At 71.2% G+C, this 24,411-nt stretch carries 18 protein-coding genes; 8 read left to right on the top strand and 10 right to left on the bottom strand.

Annotated elements, in window-relative coordinates; genetic code table 11:
- Positions 1-27 precede the first annotated feature (27 nt).
- Positions 28-1,434 carry a glutamate--tRNA ligase gene (gene gltX / locus ACFJIT_RS11235; RefSeq protein ID WP_379653658.1) on the top strand — a complete coding sequence of 469 codons (1,407 nt, stop codon included), beginning with the start codon at positions 28-30 and terminating at the stop codon, positions 1,432-1,434.
- Positions 1,435-1,454: 20 nt separating this feature from the next.
- Positions 1,455-1,949, top strand: coding sequence for a transcriptional repressor (locus ACFJIT_RS11230; RefSeq protein WP_130516090.1), 495 nt, complete (start codon positions 1,455-1,457; stop codon positions 1,947-1,949).
- 679 nt (positions 1,950-2,628) lie between these two features.
- On the opposite strand, the gene ACFJIT_RS11225 is transcribed toward ACFJIT_RS11230, so the two are convergent.
- The 3 genes from ACFJIT_RS11225 to ACFJIT_RS11215 all read right to left on the bottom strand — a co-directional run bounded on the left by ACFJIT_RS11225 (position 2,629) and on the right by ACFJIT_RS11215 (position 6,670).
- A complete protein-coding gene (locus tag ACFJIT_RS11225) occupies positions 2,629-3,858 on the bottom strand; it encodes an MFS transporter (RefSeq protein WP_379653657.1) in 1,230 nt (409 codons plus the stop codon).
- Positions 3,855-4,295, bottom strand: a complete 441-nt coding sequence (locus tag ACFJIT_RS11220; RefSeq protein ID WP_228257773.1) for a MarR family winged helix-turn-helix transcriptional regulator — start codon at positions 4,293-4,295, stop codon at positions 3,855-3,857. The genes ACFJIT_RS11225 and ACFJIT_RS11220 overlap by 4 nt, the downstream gene beginning before the upstream one ends.
- A 317-nt stretch (positions 4,296-4,612) precedes the next feature.
- Positions 4,613-6,670 carry a TonB-dependent receptor gene (locus tag ACFJIT_RS11215; protein WP_379653656.1) on the bottom strand — a complete coding sequence of 686 codons (2,058 nt, stop codon included), beginning with the start codon at positions 6,668-6,670 and terminating at the stop codon, positions 4,613-4,615.
- A 99-nt stretch (positions 6,671-6,769) separates the two neighbouring features.
- Between ACFJIT_RS11215 and ACFJIT_RS11210 the strand changes: the two genes are divergently transcribed.
- On the top strand, positions 6,770-7,177 hold the full coding sequence (locus ACFJIT_RS11210) for a MerC domain-containing protein (protein WP_130516096.1): 408 nt from the start codon (positions 6,770-6,772) through the stop codon (positions 7,175-7,177).
- A 122-nt stretch (positions 7,178-7,299) separates the two neighbouring features.
- A complete protein-coding gene (locus ACFJIT_RS11205) occupies positions 7,300-7,467 on the top strand; it encodes a 30S ribosomal protein THX (RefSeq protein ID WP_130516098.1) in 168 nt (55 codons plus the stop codon).
- 663 nt (positions 7,468-8,130) lie between these two features.
- On the opposite strand, the gene ACFJIT_RS11200 is transcribed toward ACFJIT_RS11205, so the two are convergent.
- The 4 genes from ACFJIT_RS11200 to ACFJIT_RS11185 form a co-directional block, all read right to left on the bottom strand.
- On the bottom strand, positions 8,131-8,511 hold the full coding sequence (locus ACFJIT_RS11200) for a VOC family protein (RefSeq protein ID WP_379653655.1): 381 nt from the start codon (positions 8,509-8,511) through the stop codon (positions 8,131-8,133).
- A 164-nt stretch (positions 8,512-8,675) separates the two neighbouring features.
- Positions 8,676-9,188, bottom strand: coding sequence for a methylated-DNA--[protein]-cysteine S-methyltransferase (locus ACFJIT_RS11195; protein WP_130519810.1), 513 nt, complete (start codon positions 9,186-9,188; stop codon positions 8,676-8,678).
- Positions 9,185-10,693, bottom strand: a complete 1,509-nt coding sequence (locus ACFJIT_RS11190; RefSeq protein ID WP_379653654.1) for an AlkA N-terminal domain-containing protein — start codon at positions 10,691-10,693, stop codon at positions 9,185-9,187. The genes ACFJIT_RS11195 and ACFJIT_RS11190 overlap by 4 nt, the downstream gene beginning before the upstream one ends.
- A 50-nt stretch (positions 10,694-10,743) precedes the next feature.
- A complete protein-coding gene (locus ACFJIT_RS11185) occupies positions 10,744-11,991 on the bottom strand; it encodes an ectonucleotide pyrophosphatase/phosphodiesterase (RefSeq protein ID WP_379653653.1) in 1,248 nt (415 codons plus the stop codon).
- 189 nt (positions 11,992-12,180) lie between these two features.
- On the opposite strand from ACFJIT_RS11185, the gene ACFJIT_RS11180 reads away from it, so the two are divergent.
- The 3 genes from ACFJIT_RS11180 (at position 12,181) to ACFJIT_RS11170 (ending at position 21,508) form a co-directional block, all read left to right on the top strand.
- Entirely contained in the window at positions 12,181-12,360 is a 180-nt protein-coding gene (locus tag ACFJIT_RS11180) for a CsbD family protein (protein ID WP_130533684.1), read from the top strand.
- 263 nt (positions 12,361-12,623) lie between these two features.
- Positions 12,624-21,287, top strand: coding sequence for a GH36-type glycosyl hydrolase domain-containing protein (locus tag ACFJIT_RS11175; RefSeq protein ID WP_379653652.1), 8,664 nt, complete (start codon positions 12,624-12,626; stop codon positions 21,285-21,287).
- Entirely contained in the window at positions 21,284-21,508 is a 225-nt protein-coding gene (locus ACFJIT_RS11170; protein WP_379653651.1) for a hypothetical protein, read from the top strand. Before ACFJIT_RS11175 ends, ACFJIT_RS11170 begins: the two co-directional genes overlap by 4 nt.
- Before the next feature lie 18 nt (positions 21,509-21,526).
- Here ACFJIT_RS11170 and ACFJIT_RS11165 read toward each other — a convergent pair whose 3' ends face one another.
- From ACFJIT_RS11165 to ACFJIT_RS11155, 3 genes are read right to left on the bottom strand one after another with little or no spacing between them, the layout of a single operon-like run.
- Positions 21,527-21,751: an RNA-binding S4 domain-containing protein gene (locus ACFJIT_RS11165; protein WP_130529011.1), complete on the bottom strand. Its 225-nt coding sequence runs from the start codon at positions 21,749-21,751 to the stop codon at positions 21,527-21,529.
- Between the two features lie 59 nt (positions 21,752-21,810).
- A complete protein-coding gene (locus tag ACFJIT_RS11160; RefSeq protein WP_379653650.1) occupies positions 21,811-22,449 on the bottom strand; it encodes a hypothetical protein in 639 nt (212 codons plus the stop codon).
- 45 nt (positions 22,450-22,494) lie between these two features.
- On the bottom strand, positions 22,495-23,022 hold the full coding sequence (locus ACFJIT_RS11155) for an RNA polymerase sigma factor (protein WP_130519825.1): 528 nt from the start codon (positions 23,020-23,022) through the stop codon (positions 22,495-22,497).
- A gap of 107 nt (positions 23,023-23,129) precedes the next feature.
- Between ACFJIT_RS11155 and ubiM the strand changes: the two genes are divergently transcribed.
- The gene (gene ubiM, locus ACFJIT_RS11150) at positions 23,130-24,317 is read left to right on the top strand and encodes a 5-demethoxyubiquinol-8 5-hydroxylase UbiM (RefSeq protein ID WP_379653649.1); all 1,188 of its coding nucleotides are present in this window, start codon (positions 23,130-23,132) and stop codon (positions 24,315-24,317) included.
- The last annotated feature ends 94 nt before the right edge of the window (positions 24,318-24,411 follow it).

The raw sequence follows: 24,411 nt of genomic DNA, 5'->3' as shown, positions 1-24,411 counted from the left end.
CCGTTCGCACGTTCCCTTGGGCTCTTCATGACCTGCCGTACCCGCTTCGCCCCCAGTCCCACCGGCTACCTGCACATCGGCGGCGCGCGCACCGCGCTGTACTGCTGGCTGGAGGCGCGCCATCGCGGCGGGCAGTTCGTGCTGCGCATCGAAGACACCGACCGCGAGCGCAGCACGCAGGCGGCCATCGACGCGATCCTGGAGGCGATGGACTGGCTGGGCCTGCACTACGACGAGGGCCCGGTCTACCAGACCCAGCGCATCGCACGCTACCAGGAGGTGGCCGAGCAACTGCTGGCACAGGGCAAGGCCTACTACGCCTACGAGACGCGCGAGGAGCTAGACGCCATGCGCGAGGCGGCCATGGCCAGGCAGGAGAAGCCACGCTACAACGGCGCCGCGCGCGAACTGAACCTGCCGTACCGCGACGATCCCAACCGCGTGATCCGCTTCAAGAACCCGCTCGATGGCAGCGTGGTGTTCGACGACCTGATCAAGGGCCGCATCGAGATCGCCAATGCCGAGCTGGATGACATGGTGATCTTCCGCCCGGACGGCTACCCGACCTACAACTTCGCCGTGGTGGTGGACGACTGGGACATGGGCATCACCGAGGTCATCCGCGGCGACGACCACATCAACAACACCCCGCGCCAGATCAACATCTACCAGGCGCTGGGCGCGCCGGTGCCGAAGTTCGCGCACATGCCGATGATCCTGGACGAGCAGGGCGCCAAGCTGTCCAAGCGCACCGGCGCGGCCGACGTGATGCAGTACAAGGACGCCGGCTACCTGCCGCACGCGCTGATCAACTACCTGGCGCGACTGGGCTGGTCGCACGGCGATCAGGAGCTGTTCTCGCGCCAGGAGTTGATCGAGCTGTTCGACGTCAAGGACGTCAACTCCAAGGCCGCGCGCCTGGACATGGCCAAGCTGGGCTGGGTCAACCAGCACTACCTCAAGACCGACGCGCCGGAGACCATCGCCCCGCAGCTGGTGTACCAGCTGGAGAAGCTGGGCGTGGACCTGGCCGCCGGCCCGGCGCCGGTGGACGTGGTGATCGCCCTGCGCGAGCGCGTGCAGACCCTGAAGGAGATGGCCGAGAAGGCCGTGGTCTGGTACCAGCCGCTGACCGAATACGACGAGGCCGCCGTGGCCAAGCACCTCAAGCCCGCCGCCGCCGCGCCGCTGGCCAAGGCGCGTGAGCTGCTGGCGGCGCTGGGCGAGTGGCAGGTCGAGTCGGTCTCGGCCGCGCTGCACGAGGCCGCCGCCGCCCTGGAGCTGGGCATGGGCAAGGTCGCCCAGCCGCTGCGCGTGGCCATCACCGGCACCCAGGTCAGCCCGGACATTTCCCATACCGTGTACCTGGCCGGCCGCGAGCAGGCCTTGAAACGCATCGACGCGGCGCTTATCAAGACCGCGCAAGCCGCCTGATCCCCTAAGGAACGAGCCCCATGGCCGCCGCCAAGCCCGCCTGCATCGCGCCCCATCATCATGTGCACAACGCCGAAGGCTTCGTGCATGCGGTCGAGCACGCCTGCGGCGAGCGCGGCCTGCGCCTGACGCCGATCCGCGCGCGTGTGCTGCGCCTGATCGCCGAGGCCGGCAAGCCGATCAAGGCCTACGAGCTGCTCGACCTGGTGCGCGCCTCCAAGGGCGTGGGCGCCGATGCGCCGCCCACGGTGTACCGCGCGCTGGATTTCCTGATGGCCAACGGCTTCGTGCACAAGCTCGAGTCGGTCAACGCCTTCGTCGCCTGCCACCACCCCAACAGCGCCGCGCATTCGGTGCCGTTCCTGATCTGCGACCGCTGCCATTCGGCGGTGGAGCTGGAGGATCGGGTGGTGGTGGATCAGCTGGAGGCGCGGGCCAAGGCGCTGGGGTTTCAGCCGCAGGCGCAGACGCTGGAAGTGCATGGGTTGTGTGCGCGGTGCGCGGAGGCGCAGTAGTTCGCTTCACTTGTGCTGGGGGCCGCGGTTCGCGGGCTTTTCTTTATAAGCAACGGCTTTATAGCTTCTGGAGCAAGGACTTTCGTGCGGCTTCGCCGCCCGACCTACCTTTCTTTGCTTGTGCAAAGAAAGGTAGGCCAAAGAAAGCACACCCCGGCGGTCGGCTTTTCGCTGCGCGAAAAGTCCGCTCCGGCCGCCGGGAATTTTTGGAAGGGACATCCATGTCCCTTCCAAAAACGACGCGCGTCCTGCGCGTCGCCCTTCGGGTTTGACCCGTCGTCCTCCGCCCGACCTCAAGGGGGGTTAGGGCAACAGCAGAAACAAGAACCAAAGCAAAAGCCAAAGCACGACGGCTTCGGCTGTTGTGGTTGCTTCTGCTTTGGACTTTCAGACCCCCGTGAGGCACGGCGGAGGGGCGAGGACAAGACCCGCAGGGCGCCGCACAGGGATGTGCGGCGTTTTCCGAGGGGACAGGATGTCCCCTTGGAAAATCCCTCGCCCCGCAGCGGACCTGCGCGCAGCGCAGGCGTGCCGCTTCGGGGCGTGTTGACCAGACATGCGTCTGTGGAAAAACGCTTCTTTGCCTACCTTTCTTTGCACGAGCAAAGAAAGTAGGTCGGGCCGCGAAGCGGCACGAAAGCTCTTGCTTAAACACACAACAAGAAGTGATGGTCGAGCCTCACGCCAGCGCTGGTCGAGCTTCCAAAGCCCGCTCCCGGATCGGCAGATTCGCCACCGCCGCCACGAACGCCAGCGCCATGTCCGCGTACCACATCCACGCGTAGCTTCCGGAGCGCTCCAGCGCCACGCCGCCCAGCCAGGCGCCGAAGAAGCCGCCGATCTGGTGCGAGAGCAGGGTCAGGCCGAACAGCGTGCCCAGGTAGCGCGGTCCGAAGCGCTTGCCGATGATGCCGGCCGTGGGCGGCACGGTCGCCAGCCAGGTGAAGCCCAGCGCCGCGGCGAAGAGGTAGAAGGTCATCGGCGTGGGCGGCGAGATCAGGTACAGCGCGATCAGCAGGGCGCGGCTGCCGTACATCGCGGCCAGCACGTACCTCATCGGCATGCGCTGGCCGAGGGCGCCGGCGGTCAGGCTGCCGGCGACGTTGAACAGGCCGATCAGGGCGATCGAGGTGCCGGCCACGCTGGGCGAGAGGCCGCACAGCGCCACTTCGCCCGGCAGGTGCGTGACCAGGAAGGCGATGTGCACCCCACAGGTGAAGAAGCCCAGATGCAGCAGCCAGTAGCTGCGATCATGCAGCGCGATGCGCAGCTGTTCGCGCAGGGTCAGGTGGGCGGCCTCGGCGGCATGGGCGATGGCCGCGGCCGGGTCGCCCCGGCGCGGTTTCAGCAGCGGGGCGATCAGCGGCAGCGTCAGCAGCGAGGCGAAGGCCAGGCCGAACATGGCCGCCGACCAGCTGGCCATGCTGATGCCCAGCGTCACCAGCGGTGCGAAGAGGAACTGCCCCAGCGAGCCGCCGGCGTTGATGACGCCGGAGGCGAAGGAGCGCCTGGCCGCCGGGATGTGCCGGGCGGTGGCGCCGATCAGGATCGAGAAACTGCCGGCCCCCGCGCCGGCCGCCGCCATCAGCCCCAGGCTGAGGATCAGGCCGGCCTGGCTGGTCATGAACGGGGTCAGCGCGCAGCCGGCGGCCATCAGCAGGCCGCCGAACACCAGCACGCGCGCCGGGCCGTGGCGGTCGGCGATCGCGCCGAACACCGGCTGCACCGCGCCCCACACCAACTGCCCGATCGCCAGCGCGAAGCTGATCGAGGCGATGCCGATCCCGGTGCTGGCGGCGATGGGTTTGACGAACAGGCCCGTGGTCTGGCGCACGCCCATGGTCAGCAGCAGCATCGTCGAGGCCACCGCCAGCAGCAGCCACGGCGTGCGCGGGGCGGTCGTGCTCATGCGGCCTCCCGCAGCGGACGCAGCGCCGCATGCAGGGCATCCAGGTCGTCGTTGAGGCGCCGCATCGGGCCGGCGCCGAACAGCGCGGTCATCTGCGCCTGGGCCTGCTGCCACAGCGGGATCGCCTGGGCGATGGCGCGCTCGCCCTTGGGCGTGAGTTGGATCAGGCGCTGGCGCGCGTCTTCGCCGCGCGCTTCGCGCAGCAGGCCACGGGCGAGCAGCGGCCTGAGGTTGCGGGTGAGCGTGCTGCGGTCCATGCCGCAGACCTCGGCCAGTTCGCCCAGCGTGCGCGTGCCCTTCTGCGCGCGGCGCAGGATGGAGTATTCGTTGAGGCTCAGGCCGATCGCCGCCAGGGCGCGGTCATAGAGCTGCGAGGCCTGGCGCGCGGCGCGGCGCAGCCGGAAGCAGGTGCAGGCGGTGTCCGGGGGCAGGGGCATGACGGGGCTCCGGCGGGTGTCGGCTCGCATGATGCATGCATATGCACGTATTCTGGAATCCGACTTTCCGCAACGCCGGATTCCATACGCATGCGGGCCTGGCGACGTCGCGCCAGCGCCGTTGGCGGATCAGGCCTTTACCCAAGCGACCTCAGTCCCGCTTGTGATGCGTGCAAAAAAAACGGGCCGGAAGACAGGGGAACGTCTTCCGGCCCGCAATCCCGTGCGGCAGCGCGGGGAGAGAGCAGATGCGCCACGCATGGGGTGCGCTTGTAGCGCGCGCCCCTCCGGTGGGAGGGGCCGCGCTCTGTCTTGGATCAGAAGAACACGCGCACGCCGAAGGTGCCGTTGCGCCCGGGCAGCATCACATCGTCCTTGAGGAAGGAGGTGTGCACGCGCGCGTCCTGGTCGAGCAGGTTGTTGCCGTCCAGGAACACTTCCCACGCGGTCGAACCGGTGTCGATGTGGTAGGCCAGGTGGGCATCGACCATGGTGTAGCCGGCGGTCTCGGTCTCGTTGGCGCCCAGCTTGTCCTGCTTCATGTAGCGCGTGGCACCCAGCGAGGCGCGCCAGTTGGTGGCCTGCCAGCGCAGCTGCGCACCGAAACGGCCCGGCGGGATGCGCGGCACGTTGCCGCCATCGTTCAGACGGGCGCGCACGGTGTCGCCGAACACGTGCAGATCCCAGTCGCCGGCGGTGTCGGACTTGGCCAGGTGGAAATCGGCCTCGCCCTCGAAACCGTGGAAGGTCGCATCGGCCTGGGTCCACTGGCGGATCGGCAGGTAGTCGTCGTCCTCCTCGTGGTACCACTGGCCGCCGGTGTCGGCCACGTAGATGAAGTTGTTGTAGCGGTTGTAGTAGGCCGAGACCTTGGCATCCATCCAGTCGTTGCTGTACTGCAGGCCCAGCTCGGCCTGGTTGGCCTTTTCCTTGTCCAGGGTCGCATCGCCGATCTCGTAGGCCAGCGTGGCGATGTGCGGGCCGTCGGCGAACAGCTCTTCTTCCACCGGCGCGCGCTCGGAGTGGTCCAGGTTGGCGGTCAGGCGCCAGCCTTCGGCCAGGCCGAAGCCGAAGCTGGCCGAGAAGCTGGCCGGCTTGAAGTCGGGCGACAGGCCGGTATCGGTCTCGTACTTGACCCGGTCGATGCGCGCGCCCAGCTCGGTGGAGAAGCGGCCCCAGGCGTTCTTGGTCACCGCGAACAGGCCGACCGACTTGGTGTCGGTCTTGGGCACGAAGGATTCCTCGCCCACGGCGCGGAAGGTGCTGTCGGTGCCCTGCAGGCCGACCGCGCTCTGCCAGCCGCTGTCGGCGCTGAAGGTCGCTTCCACGCGGCCCTCGTTGGCGCGCTTGAAGAAGCTGGTGCCGACTTCCTCGCCCTCGAACTCGGTGTGGTCGTAGCGGGTGTGCGAGAAGCTGTAGCGCAGGCCGCTGCCGGCGCCCCAGGGATCGTTGAGGCCGCCCTTCACGTCGAAGCGGTCCTGGTGCAGCTCCAGGTGCACGCCGCGCTCGCCCTGCGCCAGGTCGCCCGGCTCGCCGGGGTTGCCGTAGCTGTCGTTGAAGCGCGAGATCGACGCGCCGAAGAAACCCCAGTCACCGGACAGCGACGCGCCGAACGAGCCGGTCTTGGTGTCCTGGAAGGTGTTGGCCTGCGGCCCCTTGGGCGTGTCGTAGTCCTTGGCGTTGCGGTAGACGCCGTCGGCGTGGATCGACAGGCCGCCGTTGCCGGCGTCGATGCGCGCCATGCTGGTCTGGCCGTCCTTGTCGCCAAAGTCCACGCGCGTCTCGGCGCGGCCGGTGACGCCCTGCACCGGCGTCTCGGCGATGCGGCCGTCGACCACGTTCACCGCGCCGCCGATGGCGCCGTTGCCGTAGAGCAGGGTGGACGGGCCCTTGAGCACCTCGATCTGGTCGGCCAGGAAGGGCTCGATCGCCGGGGAGTGGTCCTGGCTCACGGTGGACACGTCCTGGGTGATCATGCCGTCGGACATCACCGCCACGCGCGGGCCGTCCAGGCCGCGCATGATCGGCCGGCCCACGCCGGGACCGAAGTTGGACGACTGCACGCCGGGGATGCCCTGCAGGGTCTCGCCCAGGCTGGAGGCGCGCGCCTCGTCGAGCCGCTCGCCGGCCAGCACGTTGACCGGCTGGCTCAGGTCGTCGGCGGCGCTGCGGAACGGGTCGGCGGTCACCTTGATCGCGTCCAGGTCCTTGGCATGCAGATGCTCGGCGCGGCCGTGGCGGCTGTCGCTGGACGGGGCGGTGGTCGCCTCCTGGGCATGGGCGCCGAAGCCGATCAGGGCCAGGCCGAGGGCGGCGGCGAGCGGGGCGCGTGACAGCGCGGACACACCGGCGCTGCGGAAGGAAGATCGCGTCATAAATGGCAACTTCTGGGGAGGGAGGTCATCAGGAAACATTAACGTTATAATATATCGACATCAACTCGGTGCCTGGCCCGAAAGTCATACTCCACCCGCATGAGCTCTCCCTTCCGTTCCTGGCTGGACCGCATCGGCGCCACCGGCTCCCTGGTCTGCGCCGTGCACTGCGCGGTACTGCCGCTATTGATCGCGCTGCTCCCGGCGCTGGGGCTGTCGGCCTGGCTGGGCGAGGGCTTCGAGCGGATCTTCGTGGTGTTCGCTTCGCTGCTGGGGGTGTTCAGTCTGGCCGCGGGCTATCGCCGGCATCGGGTGCTGCGCGCGCTGGGCGTGCTGCTGGTCGGGCTGGCGGTGCTGTGGGTCGCGGTGCTGTACCCGCCGCTGCATCACAGTCTGGTGCCGCATGCGGTGGCCATGACCTTCGGCGGCACGCTGGTGGGCGTGGCGCATCTGGTGAATCTGCGGCTGAACCACGGCCACGTCCACGACGCGCGCTGCGCGCACTGAGGGCCTGGCCGGCCTGTGGTGCCCCGCGGGGCTGTGGTAGCCTCTCCGGCCCTGCGCGCCGGCCTTCACGTCGGCCGCGCACTCGCCGCAACCGGCGGGCCACCAACACGAGGAGTACGCAGATGGGCAAGGGTGATCGCAAAACCGCCAAGGGCAAGCGCTACAACGCCAGCTATGGCAATTCGCGCAAGCACGGCGCCGCCGTCGCCGCGCCGGTGACCGCCAAGTCGGTCGCCAAGTCGCCGGCCAAGAAGGCCGTGGCGAAGAAGACGGTGGCCAAGGCCGGCTGATCGCCGCCTTCCATCGCTCTGCAGACAGAAGCGCGGCGCCCCTTGGGCGCCGCGTTTTCTTTTGGGTTCTCGGCTGGCGTGCGAGGTCGGTGAAGCGGACTTCGCCGGCCAGCCCCGATCCGGTCGGGCGTGCCTCCTCGGCTAGGTCTGCCGACACCAGGATGGGAAAGGACTGACGGCGCCGCATGCTTCGGTGGGAGCAACTGTTTCTCAGGTCAAGCCGCGGCCTTGTTGTAGAGCGGAGCTTGTGGCAATCCCCTCTTGGGGGCTCCGCTGCGTTTCGACCGGATCATCGGCAAGCCCCAGCGGAGCAAGCTCCGCTCTACAGGTGGGAGACGCAATGGCGGCGATGAGGCTTTACCGGGAAGGCCCCATCGCCGCCATTGGCGGCTCCCACAGGGAGTGGGTCGGCACCCGCGACAGAAAAGATCAGGACTTCTTCAACCCGGAGTCCTTCGACTTGACGCACGAGGCAGCGGGCCGGCGGGCAGTGGCCGCGCCTAGCGAGGCAGGAGCCGAGCGCCCGAGTCAGGGCAGGATGCCCTGATCGAGGGACAAGCGGCCACTGCCCGCCGGACCGCTGCCCTTCCGAAGTCAGAACACGCGCACGCGCCAAGATCCCTTGATGTGCGAGAGCGGCTTCCTTCCTGCCTGCTTCAGCCGCTAAAGCCGCTGGCCGACGTCGATGCGGTTGCCATCCGGGTCGGCGAAGACGAAGCCGCGCAGCCCATAGTCCGCATCGCGCAGCGCCTTGATGATGCGGATGTCGGCCTGCTGCAGATGCGCGTAGAGCCCGGCCGCGTCGTCGACCAGCAGATGCGCCAGATTGCGCCGGTCCGGCTTGTGCGTCCGGTCCAGGGAAAGGTGCAGCTCCGCCGCATCCTTCTTGAGGATCACGAAGCCCACCGGGGTGCCGTTCTCGAAGGTCTTGGCGAAGCCCAGGACGCCGACGTAGAAGGCCAGCGCCCGCGCGATGTCGGCGACCGGCAGCGTCGGGGCGATCCGGCCGAACGCGAAGGGGTGCGGGAATGAGGTCAGGGACATGCATTGAACTCCAGCTCGATCGCGCAGCGGCCAGGGGCGGGGCGGTGCCCGGGGGGGCTGGCGTGCGCGCAGGAGCGGAGCGGTGTCCGCAGGCAGGCGCATGGTAGCGCGCCGCGCGTGGCGATCCATGGCCCGCCTGCGACACGGCCGGCAGGCGCGCCTGGTCAGTTGAACAGGCCGGCGCGCTGCGGCACGGGCGGCAGCGCGCCCTCCAACTGCAGCAGGAACTGCTTGGTCGGCAGGCCGCCGCCGAAGCCGGTCAGCGCGCCGTCGGCGCCGATCACGCGATGGCAGGGCAGCACGATCGGCAGCGGGTTGCGGCCGTTGGCCGCGCCGACCGCGCGGCTGGCGCCGGGGCGACCGACGCGCTGGGCCAACTGCGCGTAGCTCCAGGTGGCGCCGAAGGGGATCTGCGCCAGCGCCAGCCAGACCTGGCGCTGGAAGGCGGTGCCGTGCGGCGCCAGCGGCAGATCGAAGGCCTGCAGGCGCCCGGCGAAGTAGGCGTCGAGCTGGGCCTGGGCCTCGCGCAGCAGCGGATGATCGCCCTGTTCCCAGGCTTCCAGCCGCTTGACCGGGTGCCGGTTCTCCGGGAACTCGATGCCGTGCAGGCCGGCATCGCTGGCGGCCACGCGCAGCGGGCCGACCGGGCTGGGGAAGTGGCGTTCGAAGATGGTCATGGCAGGTCCTTGGCAGGGCGTTCGGGCGATCGGGTGGGCGTGGCCGGCATGGCGTCCTTCCACAGGTGCAGCACGGCGTAGCCGCGCCAGGGCCGCCAGGCCTGCGCATGGGCGGCCAGCGCGCGCGCGCTCAGGCGCGTGCCGTCGTTGGGCAGTGCCCGCTGCAGGACCAGGTCTTCGGCCGGGAAGGCGTCGGGATGGCCGAGCCCGCGCAGCGCCAGGTAGTGCGCGGTCCACGGGCCGATGCCGGGCAGGGCGACCCAGCGCGCGACGAAGTCGTCCAGCGGCGCGTCCGGGCGGAAGTCCACGCGCCCGTCCAGCACCGCCCGCGCCACCGTGCGCACCGTGGCCGCGCGCGCCTGGGTCAGGCCGATCGCGGTGAGATCGGCGTCGGCCAGCGCCTCGGGGGTGGGGAACAGATGCGTGTGGGCCTCGCTGCGCAGCGGCTCGGGCAGCGGCGCGCCGAAGGCCTGCGCCAGCCGGGCGGTAAAGGTGCGCGCGGCGGCCACGCTGACCTGCTGGCCGATCACCGCGCGCACCGCGATCTCGAAGCCATCCCAGCCGCTGGGGATGCGCAGGCCGGGCCTTCGCTCGAGCAGCGGCGCCAGGCGCGGGTCGTGGCCCAGCGCCGCGGCGATCGCCTGCGGATCGGCGTCCAGGTCGAACATGCGCCGCAGCCGCGCGACCACGCCGAGCATCCGCGCCGGCGCGATCCGCTGCAGTTCCAGCCGCAGCGCGTGTTCGCCGCGCGGCCAGGCGCTGACGCGCAGCCAGCCAGGGGACTCGATCGGGCCGACCACGCGCGCGTAGGAGATCGCATCGACATGCTCCACGCCCGGCAGTGCGCGCCCGCGCAGGAAGTCGAGCATCGCGCCGAAGTCGTACGGCGGGCGATAGCCCAGGCGCAGCACCAGGGTCTCGTCGGCCGCCGCCGGCACCTCGCGCTTGCGCAGCTCGCGCGGGGCCATGCGATAGGCCTCCTTGAACACGGTGTTGAAGCGCCGCAGGCTGCCGAAGCCGGCGGCCATGGCCACGTCGGTGATCGGCAGGGCGGTCTCGGTCAGCAGCTGCTTGGCGAACAGCAGCCGGCGCGTGGCGTGCACGCCCAGCGGCGAGGTGCCCAGGCGATCGGCGAACAGCCGTCGCAGCTGGCGTTCGCTCAAGGCCAGGCGCTGCGCCAGCGCCGCCAGCGGGGCATCGGTCAGCAGGCCGGCGTCGATCAGCTTGAGCGCACGCGCCACCGCGTCGTCGCCGCGGCGCCAGGCGCCGTGCTCGGGCGACAGCTCGGGGCGGCAGCGCAGACAGGGACGGTAGCCGGCGGCCTCGGCCGCGGCGGCGGACGGGAAGTAGCTGACGTTCTCGCGCCGCGGCGCCGGCGCCGGGCACACCGGGCGGCAATAGATCCCGGTGCTGGACACGGCGGTGAAGAACAGCCCGTCGAAGCGCGCATCGCGGCTCAGGCGGGCGCGTTCGCACAGGGCGGCATCGGGCAGGGGCGAGGACATGGCCGGCAGGCTAGCACCGGCCATGCGGCCCTACTGGCCGTTTTCGGACATCAATGCGCGGGCGGCTGCAGCCCTGCCTGCAGCGGCGCCAGCGTGCCGTCGTTGGGCTGGGGCGGCACCTGCAGCAGGCGCGCCAGCAGCGGATAGACATCGACATTGTCGAACGCCGGCAGCACCACGCCGCGCCGGAACGCTGGACCGTGGGCGATGAAGATGGCGCGCATCGATTCCAGTGCCGGGTCGTAGCCGTGCGAGCCGCGGTCGTGGCCGAGCAGGCGGCGGCGCGCGGCCTGTTCGGCCGGCAGGGCGTCCCAGCCCTCGTCCATCTGGCACACGATCGGCGGGATGCGCGCGTTGCTGCCGTAGTGCCAGCGCGCCGGCAGTTCGCCCTTGCGCCAGCAGGTGTAGGGCGGATGGCGGCCGAGCAGGCGCGCCTCGACCGCCGCCTCGAAGCCCGGGTTGGGCTGCACGCCGACCACCTGGCCGACCGACACCACCACCGCCTCCTGCTTACTGACCATGTCCTCCACCGCGACCACATGCTCGGGGGCGACGGTGGCCATGCCGTGGTCGGAGACGATCACGATGTTGGTGCGCTCCAGCTGGCCGTGCGCCCGCAGCGTGTCCAGCAGCGCGCCCACCGCCGCGTCCACGCGGTGCAGGGCCTCGCGCACCTGCGGCGAATCGGGGCCGTGGTTGTGGCCCTCCTCGTCCACGTCCTCCATATACAGCGCGGCCAGCGCCGGCCGTGCCTGGACCGGTCCGGTCAGCCAGCCGGCCACATCGGCGGCGCGGGTGGCGGCCGGGATGGCGGTATCGAACAGGCGGTATTCGTTGGGGCGCACGCCGCCGATGGGCGCGCTGCTGCCCGGCCAGGCCCAGATCGCGGTCTTCAGGCCGTGCTGTTCGGCCGTGACCCAGATCGGCGTGGCCTCGCTCCACCAGCGCGCATCCCCGGTAGCCTGGGTGTCGGCGACCTTGAATTCGCCCAGGCCTGCCTCGCGCATGGAGTTGTGGATCACCCCGTGGTGGTCCGGGCGCTGGCCGGTGACCAGGGTGTAGTGGTTGGGGAAGGTCAGCGTCGGGTACGAGGGTGTCATCCACTGCGCGCGCACGCCGTCGCGCGCCAGCGTATCCAGGTGCGGCGTGTCGCCCCGGCCCAGGTAACTGGCGCGCAGGGCGTCGATGGAGATCAGCAGGACCGGGTCGGGGGACGCGGGCCGGGTCGGCGCGGAGGTGCAGGCCGACAGCAGCAACAGGCCGGCCAGCCACGCGGCCCGAAAAGCAGACGAAAACATGCGGGACACAGGCGATGAGGGGCCTTCGAGCTTGGCAGAAAGCCATGACCGCCGCACGGCGGACCGGTGCCGCACGCCGATCCATCGGTGCGCGTGAAGGCGTCCGTGCACTTTTTTCACTCCTGCATTGCGCGCGCGGGTCTACACGGTCTGCGCCACATGTGTGGCGAGCTCGAGCGAGTACGCACGATGGACAAGAATCGCGTGGAAGGTGCCAAGCACCAGGTCAAGGGCGGCCTGAAGGAAGCCGCCGGCAAGCTGACCGGCAACAAGACCAAGGAAGTGGCCGGCAAGCTGGAGAAGAACGCCGGTAAGGTCCAGCAGGACGTGGGCAAGGCGGCAGACGCGGCCCGTCGCCCCAAGCACTGAGTGCGGGCAGGCCCGACGCGTCCGCCACGGGGCGATCACGCGTGCTGGCGTATCAGCTGACAGGCCGAGGCATTCGCTTCGGCCTGTTTGTCTTTGGCTCCCTGCCCAGGGCGTGGGCGGGGGATCAAGGATCTCCGGAAGGCGCTTGGTCTCTTCAAGGCAGCGGTCGCGCATCGTTGCCCGGCAAGAGGTGCGCGCCTTCCTTCCACTGATCAACGGGATGTCAGATGCGTGCAGGGTGGCGGCGGCGGGGCAGGAGGATCTTGAGGCGGTTGCTGGCGCGTTGGCGGCAGCGCCACCGCGACGCGGTCCGCACCGCCACGCCCGAGCCGCCGCTGCGCGCCCAGCTGTTCAACGCCACCCAGATGGAACAGCTGGGCCGGCGCCTGTCCCAGCAGCACACGCTGCAGGCCGGGCAGGGGCCGGAGCGGATGCTGGCGCGGCTGGCCGAGAACGGCGCGGTGCTCGAGGGCGCGGTCCAGGCCCTGGACGCCTTCGCCCGCGACAAGCTGCCGATGGTGCCGGCCGGCGAATGGCTGCTGGACAACTACTACCTGATCGACGAGCAGGTGCGGCTGGCGCGGCGCCACCTGCCCAGCGGCTACAGCCGGGCGCTGCCGGCGCTGGCCAGCGGGCCGTCGGCCGGCCTGCCGCGGGTCTACGACCTGGCCATGCAGGCGGTGTCCCACGGGGATGGCCAGGTCGATGCCGAGACCCTGGAGCGCCTGGTCAAGGGCTATCAGCAGGAGCAGGCGCTGAGCATCGGCGAGCTGTGGGCGGTGCCGATCATGCTGCGTCTGGCGGTGATCGAGAACCTGCGCCGCATCGCGGCGCGCATCACCCGCGACGTCGGCGATCACCGCCTGGCCCAGGCCTGGGCCAAGCGCATGGCCGAAGCCGCCCAGCGCGCGCCCAAGGACGTGGTGCTGGTGCTGGCCGACATGCTGCGCTCGCAGCCGCCGGTGCGCGGGGCCTTCGTGTCCGAACTGCTGCGCCACCTGCGCGGCGGCAACTTCGCCACGCACATGCCGATCGACTGGGTGGAGCAGTGGGTGGCCGAGAGCGGGCGCTCGCTCGAGGCCGTGGTCCAGCGCGAGAGCATCCGCCAGGCCGCCGCGCAGGCCTCGATCCGCAACAGCATCGGCAGCCTGCGCTTCATCACCAGCATGGACTGGCGCGGCTTCGTCGAGCGCTGCAGCGTGATCGAACACCTGCTGCGCCAGGACCCGGACGGCACCTATCCGGCCATGGACTTCGCCAGTCGCGACCAGTACCGGCGCGTGGTCGAGACCGTGGCCCGGCGCGCCGGGCGGCCGGAAGGCGAGATCGCCGCGATGGTGCTGGAACGCGCACGCGCGGCCGCGGCCGCGGCGCCGGAGGGCCACGGCCACGTCGGCTGGTGGCTGCTGGGCGACGGCGCGCGCGAGATCGCGCGCACGCTGGCCGGCCGCGGCTGGCGCCGGCTGCTGCCCGATGTAAGGCCGGTGCCGCTGCTGGCCTATGTCGGGCCGATCGCGGTGTTCGCCGCGCTGTTCGCCGCCGGCCTGCTGGCCAGCACCCTGGCCCCGTCCGTGCCGGCCTGGGGCTGGGTGGCCGGCGCGGCGGTGCTGGCGCTGCTGGCCTTCAGCGAGCTGGGCGTGGCGCTGGTCAACTGGACCGCGAGCAACCTGGCGACGCCGCATCCGCTGCCCAGCCTGGATTACCAGGCCGGCATCCCGGCGCAGGCGCGCACGCTGGTGATCGTGCCCTCGATGATCCCCGACACCGAGGCGGTCGATGAACTGGTCGATGCGCTGGAGGTGCGGTTCCTGGCCAACCGCGGGCCGCATCTGCACTTCGGCCTGCTGACCGACTTCGCCGATGCCGCGCAGGAACACCTGCCGCAGGACGCGGCCGTGCTGGCCCATGCCCAGGCGCGCATCGCCGCGCTCAACGCCCGCCACGGACAGGGCCGCGATGCGGCCGAAGGCGAGCTGTTCTACCTGTTCCACCGCCCGCGCCAGTGGAATCCGCACGAGGGCCGCTGGATGGGCCTGGAGCGCAAGCGCGGCAAGCTGGCCGCGCTCAACGCGCTGCTGCGCGAGGGCGACGCCGCGCCGTTCAGCTGCATCGTCGGGCGCACCGAGGTGCTGCGCGGGGTGCGCTATGTCATCACTCTGGATGCCGATACCCAGCTGCCGCTGGAGTCCGCGCGCGCGCTGGTGGGCACCATGGCCCATCCGCTCAACCGGCCGGTGGTCGATCCGGACACGCGCACGGTGGTGCGCGGCTACGGCATCCTGCAGCCGGGCCTGGGCAGCGCGATGGCGCTGCGCTCGCGCTATGCGCGCATGTTCGGCAGCGAGGCGGGCATCGACCCGTATACGCGCACCATCTCCGATGTGTACCAGGACCTGTTCGCCGAAGGCTCCTTCGTCGGCAAGGGCATCTACGAGGTCGAGGCCTTCGAGCAGGTCTTGGCCCGGCGCATGCCCGACAACGCCATCCTCAGCCACGACCTGCTGGAAGGCTGCTACGCGCGCGCCGGGCTGGTCAGCCAGGTGCGCCTGTACGAGGACTATCCCGAGCGCTATTTCGCCGATGCCAAGCGCCGCCAGCGCTGGGTGCGCGGCGACTGGCAGCTGCTGCCGTGGCTGCTGCCGCGCGTGCCGACCGCGCGCGGCTGGGAGCGCAGCCCGCTGTCCTGGCTCTCGCGCGGCAAGCTGGCCGACAACCTGCGCCGCAGCCTGGTGCCGATCGCCGCGCTGACCCTGCTGGTGGCCGGCTGGTGCGCGGTGCCCGCCCCGGTGGTGTGGACGCTGTGGCTGCTGTGCCCTTGGTGGCTGCCGCCGCTGCTGGCGGCGCTGCGCGATGCGCTGGCCGGCCCGGGCGAGCTGCCGCTGGATGCGCACCTGTCGCTGCTGCGCACACGCACGCTGCGCGAGCTGCGCCGCTCCGCGGTGACCTTCGCCTGCCTGCCGCACCAGGCCGGCAGCAATGCGCTGGCGATCGTGCGCACGCTGTGGCGCCTGGCGGTCTCGCGCCGGCACCTGCTGCAGTGGAACGTCTCGCGCGATGTCGAGCGCAGCGTGCGCGGGCAGATGCCGGAAGTGGCGCTGATGTGGCCGGTGACGGTGTTCGCCGTGTTCGTGCTGGTGGCCGTGGCGCTGCTGCAGCCGTGGGCGCTGCCGGCGGCCGTGCCGTGCCTGGCGCTGTGGGCGGCCTCGCCCTGGCTGATGGGCTGGCTGGGCCGGCGCCCGCCGGCGGCCTCGACCCATCTGGACGACGAACAGCGCCGCTTCCTGGGCCAGCTGGCGCGGCGCACCTGGGCCTTCTTCGAGACCTGGGTCGGCCCGCAGGAACACTGGCTGCCGCCGGACAACCTGCAGGAACATCCGGCGCAGGTGCTGGCCAGGCGGACCTCGCCGACCAACATCGGCCTGTCGCTGCTGGCCAACCTCTCGGCCTGGGACCTGGGCTATCTGCAGCTGCCCGGCGTGCTGACGCGCGTGCGCGGCGCGCTGGACACGCTGGGCCGGCTGGAACGCTACCGAGGCCACCTCTACAACTGGTACACCACCGACACGCTGCGTCCGCTGGCGCCGCGCTACGTGTCCACCGTGGACAGCGGCAACCTCACCGGCCATCTGCTGACCCTGCGCCAGGGTCTGCTGCAGCTGGCCGATGCGCCGCTGCTGGCGCCCAAGACCTTCGACGGCCTGGCCGACACGCTGGGTGCGCTGGAAGACGATGCCCAGCGCGCCGGTCTGGGCGAGGCGCTGGCCGCCCCGCTGCAGGCCTTCGCCGACACGCTGCGGTCGCTGCGCACGGATGAGCAAACGCTCTCGCCCGAGCGGCTGGCGCAGGTCCGCACGCTGCTCGAACGCGCGCAGGCGCTGGACGCCGCCGCCACGCAGGCCGCGCTGCCGCGTGCGCCCATCGACTGGCCGGCGCGCCTGCTGGAGGCCTGCCAGTCCGCGCTGGCGATGCTGGAACAGGCCGGCCCCCTGCCGGCCGGCGAGCAGGCCGCGCCTGTCACCCTGCGCGCGCTGGCCGATGCCGAGCCCGGCGGCCTCGCGGCGCGCCAGCTGGACGAGCTGGAAGCGCTGGCCGAACTGGCCGCCCGGCACGCCGAGCAGGACTATCGCTTCCTCTACGACCCGGCGCAGCGAATGCTGTCGATCGGCTACAACGTCGATGAGAGCCGCCTGGACGCGGGCTTCTACGACCTGCTGGCCTCCGAGGCGCGGCTGGGCTGCTTCGTGGCCATCGCCCAGGGCCAGCTGCCGCAGGAGAGCTGGTTCGCCCTGGGCCGGCTGCTGACCGAGGGCGGCGGCGAGCCGGTGCTGGTGTCCTGGAGCGGCTCGATGTTCGAGTACCTGATGCCGCAGCTGGTGATGCCCAGCTACCCCGGCTCGCTGCTCGACCAGACCGCGCACGGCGTGGTCCAGGCGCAGATCGAATACGGCCAGGCGCGGCAGATCGCCTGGGGCGTGTCCGAGTCCGGCTACAACGCCGTGGACGTGAACATGAACTACCAGTACCGCGCCTTCGGCGTGCCGGGACTGGGGCTCAAGCGCGGCCTGGCGCAGGACGCGGTGATCGCGCCCTACGCCACGGTGATGGCGCTGATGGTGCATCCGCCGGCGGCGCTGGAGAACCTGCAGGCGATGGCCGCGCAGGGCTTCTCCGGCGCGTTCGGCATGTACGAGGCGGTGGACTACACGGCCGAGCGCCTGCCGCGCGGCGAACGCCACGTGGTGATCCGCTCCTACATGGCCCATCACCAGGGCATGGCGCTGCTGTCGCTGGACCATCTGCTGGTCGAACAGCCGATGCAGAAGCGTTTCGCCGCCGACCCGGCGCTGCGCGCGGCCCTGCTGCTGCTGCAGGAGCGCATGCCCGCCGCCGGGGTGGTGCCGGCGCACGAGTCCGAGGCGCCCAGCCCCGCCGACGGCGCGGCGGCCGCGGCTGGCCCGCAGCTGCGCATCCTGCGCGATCCCGACGGCCCGCGCCCGGAGGTGCAGCTGCTGTCCAACGGGCGCTACCACGCCATGCTCACCGTGGCCGGCGGCGGCTATACGCGCCTGGAAGGCACCGCGCTCACGCGCTGGCGCGAGGATCCCACGCGCGATGCCTACGGCAGCTTCTGCTATCTGCGGGATGCCGAATCGGGCGAGTACTGGTCGGCCGCGTATCAGCCCACCTGCGTGCGCACCCAGCACTTCGAGGCGATCTTCTCCCAGGCCAAGGCCGAGTTCCGCGTGCGCCACCGCGGCATCGACAGCCATCTGGAGATCGCCGTGTCGGCCGAGGACGACATCGAGCTGCGCCGCCTGCGCCTGAAGAACCGCGCGCGCCATCCGCGCACCGTCGAGGTCACCACCTATGCCGAGGTCGTGCTGCAGGCGCCGCGTGCCGACGAGGCGCACCCTGCCTTCGGCAACCTGTTCGTGCAGACCCGCATCCTGGCCGCCAAGCAGGCCATCGTCTGCCGGCGCCGCGCGCGCGAGGCCGGCGAGCGGCCGCCGCAGCTGCTGCATCTGGTGGCCGCGCACGACTGCGACATCGAACAGATCTCCTACGAGACCGACCGCGCCCGCTTCATCGGCCGCGGGCGCAGCGCGGCGCGGCCGCTGGCGATGGAGCGTCTGGCGCTGGACAACAGCGAAGGCTCGGTGCTCGACCCGATCGTCGCCATCCGCGTGCGCATCACCCTGCAGCCCGGCCAGCAGGCCGTGCTCGACCTGGTCACCGGCGTGGGCGAGGACGAGGCCGCCTGCGATGCGCTGATCGAGAAGTATCGCGACCGGCGCCTGGCCGACCGCGTGTTCGACCTGGCCTGGACCCACAGCCAGGTCGTGCACCGCCAGATCAACGCGCACGAGGCCGACGTGCAGGTCTACGAGCGCCTGGCCGCGCTGGTGCTGCAGCCCGACCCGGTGCTGCGCGCCGACGCCGACACCCTGCGCCAGAACCGCCGCGCCCAGCCGGCGCTGTGGGCGCAGGCGATCTCCGGCGATCTGCCCATCGTGCTGCTGCAGGTCTCCGACGTGGACCACCTGCCGCTGGTCGAACAGGTCGTGCAGGCGCACCAGTACTGGCGTCTGAAGGGCCTGGAGACCGACCTGGTGATCTGGAACGAGAGCCAGGCCGGCTACCGTCAGCAGCTGCAGGAGCAGATCCTGGCGCTGCTGGCGCGCGACCAGCGCGCCGAGGTGCTGGAGCGGCGCGGCGGCATCTTCGTGCGCGCCGTGCAGCAGCTGGGCCAGGAAGACCGCGTGCTGCTGCTGTCGGTGGCACGCGTGGTGCTGACCGACCGCGCCGGCACCCTGGCCGAGCAGGTCGATCGCCTGCCGGTGCTGGAGCGCGAGCCGCCCGCGCCGCTGCCGGCGCCGCCGCCGCGACCGGCCGCCTGGCGGGCGGGCGAGGGCGCCGTTGCCGGGCTGCCGCCCGCGGTGCAGACCGATCCGGCCGACGAGGATCCCTGGCCGTTCGAGCCGCTGCAGGCCGGGCCGCTGCAGTTCGACAACGGCACCGGCGGCTTCAGCGCCGATGGCCGCGAGTACGTGATCACCGTGGCGCCCGGCCGGCCGACGCCGGCGCCGTGGTCCAACCTGCTGGCCAACCCGGTGCTGGGCGCGGTGGTGACCGAATCCGGCGCCGGCTACAGCTGGGGCGAGAACGCCCACGAATACCGCCTCACGCCCTGGGACAACGACCCGGTGTGCGACAGCAGCGGCGAGGCGTTCTACCTGCGCGACGAGGACAGTGGCCATCTGTGGTCGCCCACGCCGCTGCCGTGCCCGGGCAGCGGCGCGTACCGGGTGCGCCATGGCTTCGGCTACAGCGTGTTCGAGCACGTCGAGGACGGCATCCACAGCGAGCTGTGGCTGTACGTGGATGCGGAGCTGGCGGTGAAGTACAGCGTGCTCAGGCTGCGCAACCTGTCCGGCCGCGCGCGCCGGCTCAGCGCCACCGGCTATGTCGAATGGGTGCTGGCCGACCTGCGCAGCCGCTCTCAGATGCATCTGATCACCGACGTGGACATCGCCAGCGGCGTGCTCACCGCGCGCAATCCGTTCAACGGCGATTTCGAGGGGCGCTGCGCGTTCTTCGACGTCGATGCCGGGGTCAATCCGGAAGACGGCACGCTGCTGCGCCAGTTCACCGCCGACCGGCTCGAGTTCCTGGGCCGCAACGGCAGCCTGGCCGCGCCGGCCGGGCTGCGCCGCGAGGGGCTGTCGGGCCGCTTCGGTCCCGGACTGGACGCCTGCGCCGCGCTGCAGGTGCCGATCGCGCTGGAGGCCGGCGGCAGCTTCGAGACCACCTTCCGGCTGGGCATGGCGGCCGATGTCGGCGCCACGCTCGAATTGGCGCGGCGCACCCGCGGCGCCGGTGCGGCGCACGATGCGCTGGACCGCGTGCGCATCCACTGGCGCGGCGTGCTGGGCGGCATCCGGGTCAACACGCCCGATCCGGCCTTCGACCTGCTGGTCAACGGCTGGCTGCTCTATCAGGTGATCGCCAGCCGCTACTTCGGCCGCAGCGGCTTCTACCAGTCCGGCGGTGCCTGGGGCTTCCGCGACCAGCTGCAGGACTGCATGGCCATGGTCCATGCCCTGCCGCAGGTCACCCGCGAACACCTGCTGCGCGCGGCCGCCCAGCAGTTCCCGCAGGGCGATGCCATGCACTGGTGGCATCCGCCGACCGGACGCGGCGTGCGCACGCGCTGCTCGGACGACTACCTGTGGCTGCCGCTGGCGACCTGTCGCTATCTGGACGTCACCCAGGACTGGGGCGTGCTGGAGGCGCGCGCGCGCTTCGTCCAGGGCCGCCTGGTCAACGACGACGAGGAGTCCTACTACGACCTGCCGGTGGTCTCGGCCGGCGATGCCAGCCTGTACGAGCACTGCGTGCTGGCGCTGCGCCGCGGCTGTCGCCTGCTCGGCGAGCGTGGCCTGCCGCTGATGGGCACCGGCGACTGGAACGACGGCATGAACAAGGTCGGCGAGCACAGTCGCGGCGAGAGCGTCTGGCTGGGCTTTTTCCTGATCCACGTGCTCAAGGCCTTCGTCCCGGTGGCGCAGCGGCGCGGGGAGAGCGCGTTCGCGGACTGGTGCCAGGCGCAGGCCGACACGCTGGCCGCGCGCATCGAGGAGCACGCCTGGGACGGCGGCTGGTACCGGCGCGCGTGGTTCGACGACGGCACGCCGCTGGGCTCGGCGCAGGCGCAGGAATGCCGGATCGATTCGATCTCGCAGAGCTGGGCGGTGCTGTCCGGCGCCGGCCAGGCCCAGCGCGTGCAGCAGGCGATGACCGCGCTGGACACGCATCTGGTCAAGCCCGAGGTGGGCATCATCCAACTGCTGGATCCGCCGTTCGATCGCCACGGCCCGGACCCGGGCTACATCCGAGGCTACGTGCCCGGCGTGCGCGAGAACGGCGGCCAGTACACCCATGCCGCTGTGTGGACGGTGATGGCCTTCGCCGAACTGGGGCAGGTCGAACGCGCCTGGCAGCTGCTGGAGATGATCAACCCCATCCACCATGCGCGCGATGCGCAAGGCGTGGCGCGCTACCGGGTCGAGCCCTATGTCATGGCCGCCGACGTCTATGCCGTGGGCGACCACGCCGGCAGCGGCGGCTGGACCTGGTACACCGGCTCGGCCGGCTGGATGTACCGGCTGCTGCTCGAATCGCTGCTGGGTTTGCGGCGCGAAGGCGAGATGCTGACGCTGGAACCGCGCGTGCCGGCCGGCTGGGAGACCTTCAGCCTGCAATACGCCGCTGGCCAGGCCACCTACGCCATCACGGTGCGTTACGGGGAGGCGGCCGCCCCGTCGCTGTCGGTGGACGGCGTGCGCCAGCCGGGCAACCGTTTCTCGCTGCACGACGACGGCGCGGTCCACCAGGTGCAGATCGATCTGCCGGGAGGTTCGCCATGACCCTGACACGCCAGGCGCTGGACGCCGCACTGGATCGGCTGGAACGCGACGTGGCCGAGTGGGTCACGCATCTGCGCGAGCCGCGCATCTTCCGCAAGCAGTTCGATGCGCTGTGCGCGGACATCGTGTCCCAGGCGGCGCCTGAGGATGCGGAACACGCGCGGGACCGGATCCGCGTCATCCTTGCCCGCCACGCGCCGGGAAGCGAACGCCAGGCCTGATGGCCGGCGCCGTCAGGCTCAGGCCGGATCCATCACCCGGATCTCGACCTGATCGTCCACCCGCACGACCTGGCCGGCGCGGATCTTGGCGGTCTTGCGCAGCTCCTGGGCGCCATCGACGCTGACCACGCCGCTGGCGACCACCTGCTTGCCCATGCCGCCGCTGTCGACCAGCCCGCACAGCTTGAGCAGGATGTGGAGTTCGACGTATTCGCCGTCGAGATCGAATTCGAGGATCTGCATGCGCGCAGTCTAGGGCCCGAGCGGGGACGGATGACAGGCCCCGCCCCGGGCCGCGGCGCTCATTCGCGTTCGAAGGCGTGCAGCTCGTCCAGGGTGCGCCGGGCGTCGCGCAGGCTGCGCGGCGCGTCGTTCCCCTCGCCCAGGCGAGCGTCGCGGCGGCGCAGATACGCCAGGGTCGCGATCAGGCCGATCGCGCCGACGGCGGCGCTGACCCAGACGAAGGCCGGCGCGGTGACGAACAGGTCCACGCCCAGATTGGCCTTCACCTCCAGGACGAAGATGGCGATCCACAGGAACCACCACGGCAGTCCCAGCCACCGGTTGGCCAGGCTCTGCAGCCGCACCAGGCCCAGGGCGCGTCGCTGGATGTCCAGCACCGGCGCGGCGTAGTCGATCTTCGAGATCCGGCTCAGCGTCAGGCCGGCCAGCACCAGGGTCAGCACGCCATAGGCCAGCATGAGCACGCTGCAGGCCAGCAGGTGCGGGGTGGCCAGGTGCTTGAGGCCGGTGGTGATGCCGAAGTAGATCAGCGCATCGCCGAACAGGATCTGCGCGATCTTGCCCGCATACATCCAGCGCATGTTGCTGCGCACCCGGTCCAGCCCGCGTTCGCGCAGCAGCTGCCGGGCCAGCGTGTCGGAATGTTCGATGCGGCGGCCCAGGGTTTGCCAGGCGGCCTTGAGTTCGTCGGGTTCCATGATGTGGTCCATGTGGGAAGTCCAGGGTGGAGGAGGCGGCAGTGGTCAGAGTTCGGCGCGGATGCGCTGCTTGAGCCGCGCGATCTTGGTGGTGACATTGGTCTGGGTCAGGCCCAGGATCTCGGCGATCTCGCGCGTGGGGCGGTCTTCCAGGTACAGCACCAGCAGGGCGCGCTCCAGCGGCGGCTGGCGGGCCATGAAGTCGCGCAGCAGACGCAGCTGCTGGTCGCGTTCGGGATCGGCCGCGTTGGGATCGGCCAGGTCGTGCAGGTCCTCGTCCATCGGCAAGGCGTGGCGCTGGCGCAGCGTGTGGCCGCGCACCTGCGAGATCGCCACGTTCAGCGCGATGCGGTACATCCAGGTCGAGAACGGGCGGTCGCCGTCGTAGCGCGGGAACGCGCGCCACAGCTGCGCGGCGATCTCCTGCGCCAGCTCGGCCCGGTCCTCGGGATGGAAGGCGTAGCTGGCCGCGACCTTGAGCACGATGCCGCGATGGGCCTCCAGCAGGGACTGGAAGCGCGTCTGGGCAGCGGGGTCAGGCGCGGTGGCCGAGGGCATGGCGAGGTCGTCCATGGAAGAAGGGGCAGTGTGCGTCGATGCCAGGGTGATTCGCGCCGACGCGCCGCTTGTCACAGCCGGCCTTGCGCCAGATCAATGCGGCGCGCACCGATCCCGCTAGGATGCGAGCCATTCTCATCCTGATGGGTGCGCACATGCGGTTCGACGTGGTCATTGGCGGGGCGGGCCCGGTCGGGCTGTGCCTGGCGCGCGCGCTGGCCGTGCAGGGGCGCCGCGTCGCGGTGGTCGATCGCCAGCCGCGCGCGGCGCTGGAGGCGCCTGCCTTCGACGGCCGCGAGATCGCCCTGACCCATGCCTCGCGGCAGGTGCTGGAGGCGCTTTCGGTCTGGCCGCGGCTGGACGCGCGGACGATCTCGCCGCTGCGCCAGGCGCGGGTGCAGGACGGCGTGTCGCCGTTCGCCCTGGACATCGGCGGCCGGGAAGGCGAGGACGCGCCGCTGGGCTGGTTGGTGGCCAACCACCGCCTGCGGCGGGCGGCATTCGATGCCGCACTGGCGTATCCGGGCGTGACCCTGCTCGACGGCGCCGGCGTGGCCTGCCTGCGCCGCCATCGCGACCGGGTCGAGGTTACGCTGGACGACGGCCTGGTCCTGCAGGCCGACCTGCTGGTGGCCGCGGACGGGCGCCTGTCCGCGCTGCGCCGGCAGCTGGGCGTCGGCGCCGAGCTGCACGAGCTGGGCCGCAGCATGCTGGTCTGCCACGTGGCCCACACCCAGCCGCACCACGGCGTGGCGCTGGAGTGGTTCGCCTACGGGGCGACGGTGGCGCTGCTGCCGCTGACCGGCGCGGTGTCCTCGCTGGTGCTGACCCTGAGCCCGCAGCGCGCCGCGGCGATGCTGCAGCTGGACGAGACAACCTTCTCGGCCGAGGTCTCGCGCCTGTGCGAAGGCCGCCTGGGCGCGATGCGCCTGGCCAGCACACGCCATGTCTATCCGCTCGTGTCCAGCTACGCCCGGCGCCTGGCCGGGGCCCGCTTCGCCCTGGCCGGCGATGCGGCGGTGGGCATGCACCCGGTGACCGCGCACGGCTTCAACTTCGGCCTGGGCGGGGTGGGGCGCCTGGCCGATGCGCTGGACGGCCACGCGGATGCGGGCGATCCGGCGCCGCTGCAGGCCTACGCCCGCGCCCACCGGCGCGCGACCTGGCCGCTGTACGCGGCCACCCAGCTGGTGGCGCGGCTGTACGCGGACGAGCGCCCGGGCGCGCGCCTGCTGCGCGGCGGCGCGCTGCGCCTGGCCGCGGCGGTGCCGCCCTTCCGGCAGGCCTTGCGGCACCACCTGCAGCACTAATTCGCCGGTCCGGGTGCCGCGGACCCTGCCGGGTGGGTCAGGGCCCGAATCCGGCGGAAAGCGCCATTCAAAGCGCGTCGGGCCGCCAGGGCGC

The sequence above is a fragment of the Pseudoxanthomonas sp. UC19_8 genome, from assembly GCF_042700505.1.
GTDB classification, from domain to species: domain Bacteria; phylum Pseudomonadota; class Gammaproteobacteria; order Xanthomonadales; family Xanthomonadaceae; genus Pseudoxanthomonas_A; species Pseudoxanthomonas_A winnipegensis.
The sequence above is the reverse complement of the archived record's forward strand: the minus strand, read 5'-3'. Positions and strand labels throughout refer to the sequence as shown.

Excerpts from the sequence above, each read along its gene's own strand:
- gltX (WP_379653658.1), top strand. The coding sequence starts at position 28 with ATGACCTGCCGTACCCGCTTCGCCCCCAGTCCCACCGGCTACCTGCAC.
- ACFJIT_RS11230 (WP_130516090.1), top strand. The coding sequence starts at position 1,455 with ATGGCCGCCGCCAAGCCCGCCTGCATCGCGCCCCATCATCATGTGCAC.
- ACFJIT_RS11225 (WP_379653657.1), bottom strand. The coding sequence starts at position 3,858 with ATGAGCACGACCGCCCCGCGCACGCCGTGGCTGCTGCTGGCGGTGGCC.
- ACFJIT_RS11220 (WP_228257773.1), bottom strand. The coding sequence starts at position 4,295 with ATGCCCCTGCCCCCGGACACCGCCTGCACCTGCTTCCGGCTGCGCCGC.
- ACFJIT_RS11215 (WP_379653656.1), bottom strand. The coding sequence starts at position 6,670 with ATGACGCGATCTTCCTTCCGCAGCGCCGGTGTGTCCGCGCTGTCACGC.
- ACFJIT_RS11210 (WP_130516096.1), top strand. The coding sequence starts at position 6,770 with ATGAGCTCTCCCTTCCGTTCCTGGCTGGACCGCATCGGCGCCACCGGC.
- ACFJIT_RS11205 (WP_130516098.1), top strand. The coding sequence starts at position 7,300 with ATGGGCAAGGGTGATCGCAAAACCGCCAAGGGCAAGCGCTACAACGCC.
- ACFJIT_RS11200 (WP_379653655.1), bottom strand. The coding sequence starts at position 8,511 with ATGTCCCTGACCTCATTCCCGCACCCCTTCGCGTTCGGCCGGATCGCC.
- ACFJIT_RS11195 (WP_130519810.1), bottom strand. The coding sequence starts at position 9,188 with ATGACCATCTTCGAACGCCACTTCCCCAGCCCGGTCGGCCCGCTGCGC.
- ACFJIT_RS11190 (WP_379653654.1), bottom strand. The coding sequence starts at position 10,693 with ATGTCCTCGCCCCTGCCCGATGCCGCCCTGTGCGAACGCGCCCGCCTG.
- ACFJIT_RS11185 (WP_379653653.1), bottom strand. The coding sequence starts at position 11,991 with ATGTTTTCGTCTGCTTTTCGGGCCGCGTGGCTGGCCGGCCTGTTGCTG.
- ACFJIT_RS11180 (WP_130533684.1), top strand. The coding sequence starts at position 12,181 with ATGGACAAGAATCGCGTGGAAGGTGCCAAGCACCAGGTCAAGGGCGGC.
- ACFJIT_RS11170 (WP_379653651.1), top strand. The coding sequence starts at position 21,284 with ATGACCCTGACACGCCAGGCGCTGGACGCCGCACTGGATCGGCTGGAA.
- ACFJIT_RS11165 (WP_130529011.1), bottom strand. The coding sequence starts at position 21,751 with ATGCAGATCCTCGAATTCGATCTCGACGGCGAATACGTCGAACTCCAC.
- ACFJIT_RS11160 (WP_379653650.1), bottom strand. The coding sequence starts at position 22,449 with ATGGAACCCGACGAACTCAAGGCCGCCTGGCAAACCCTGGGCCGCCGC.
- ACFJIT_RS11155 (WP_130519825.1), bottom strand. The coding sequence starts at position 23,022 with ATGGACGACCTCGCCATGCCCTCGGCCACCGCGCCTGACCCCGCTGCC.
- ubiM (WP_379653649.1), top strand. The coding sequence starts at position 23,130 with ATGCGAGCCATTCTCATCCTGATGGGTGCGCACATGCGGTTCGACGTG.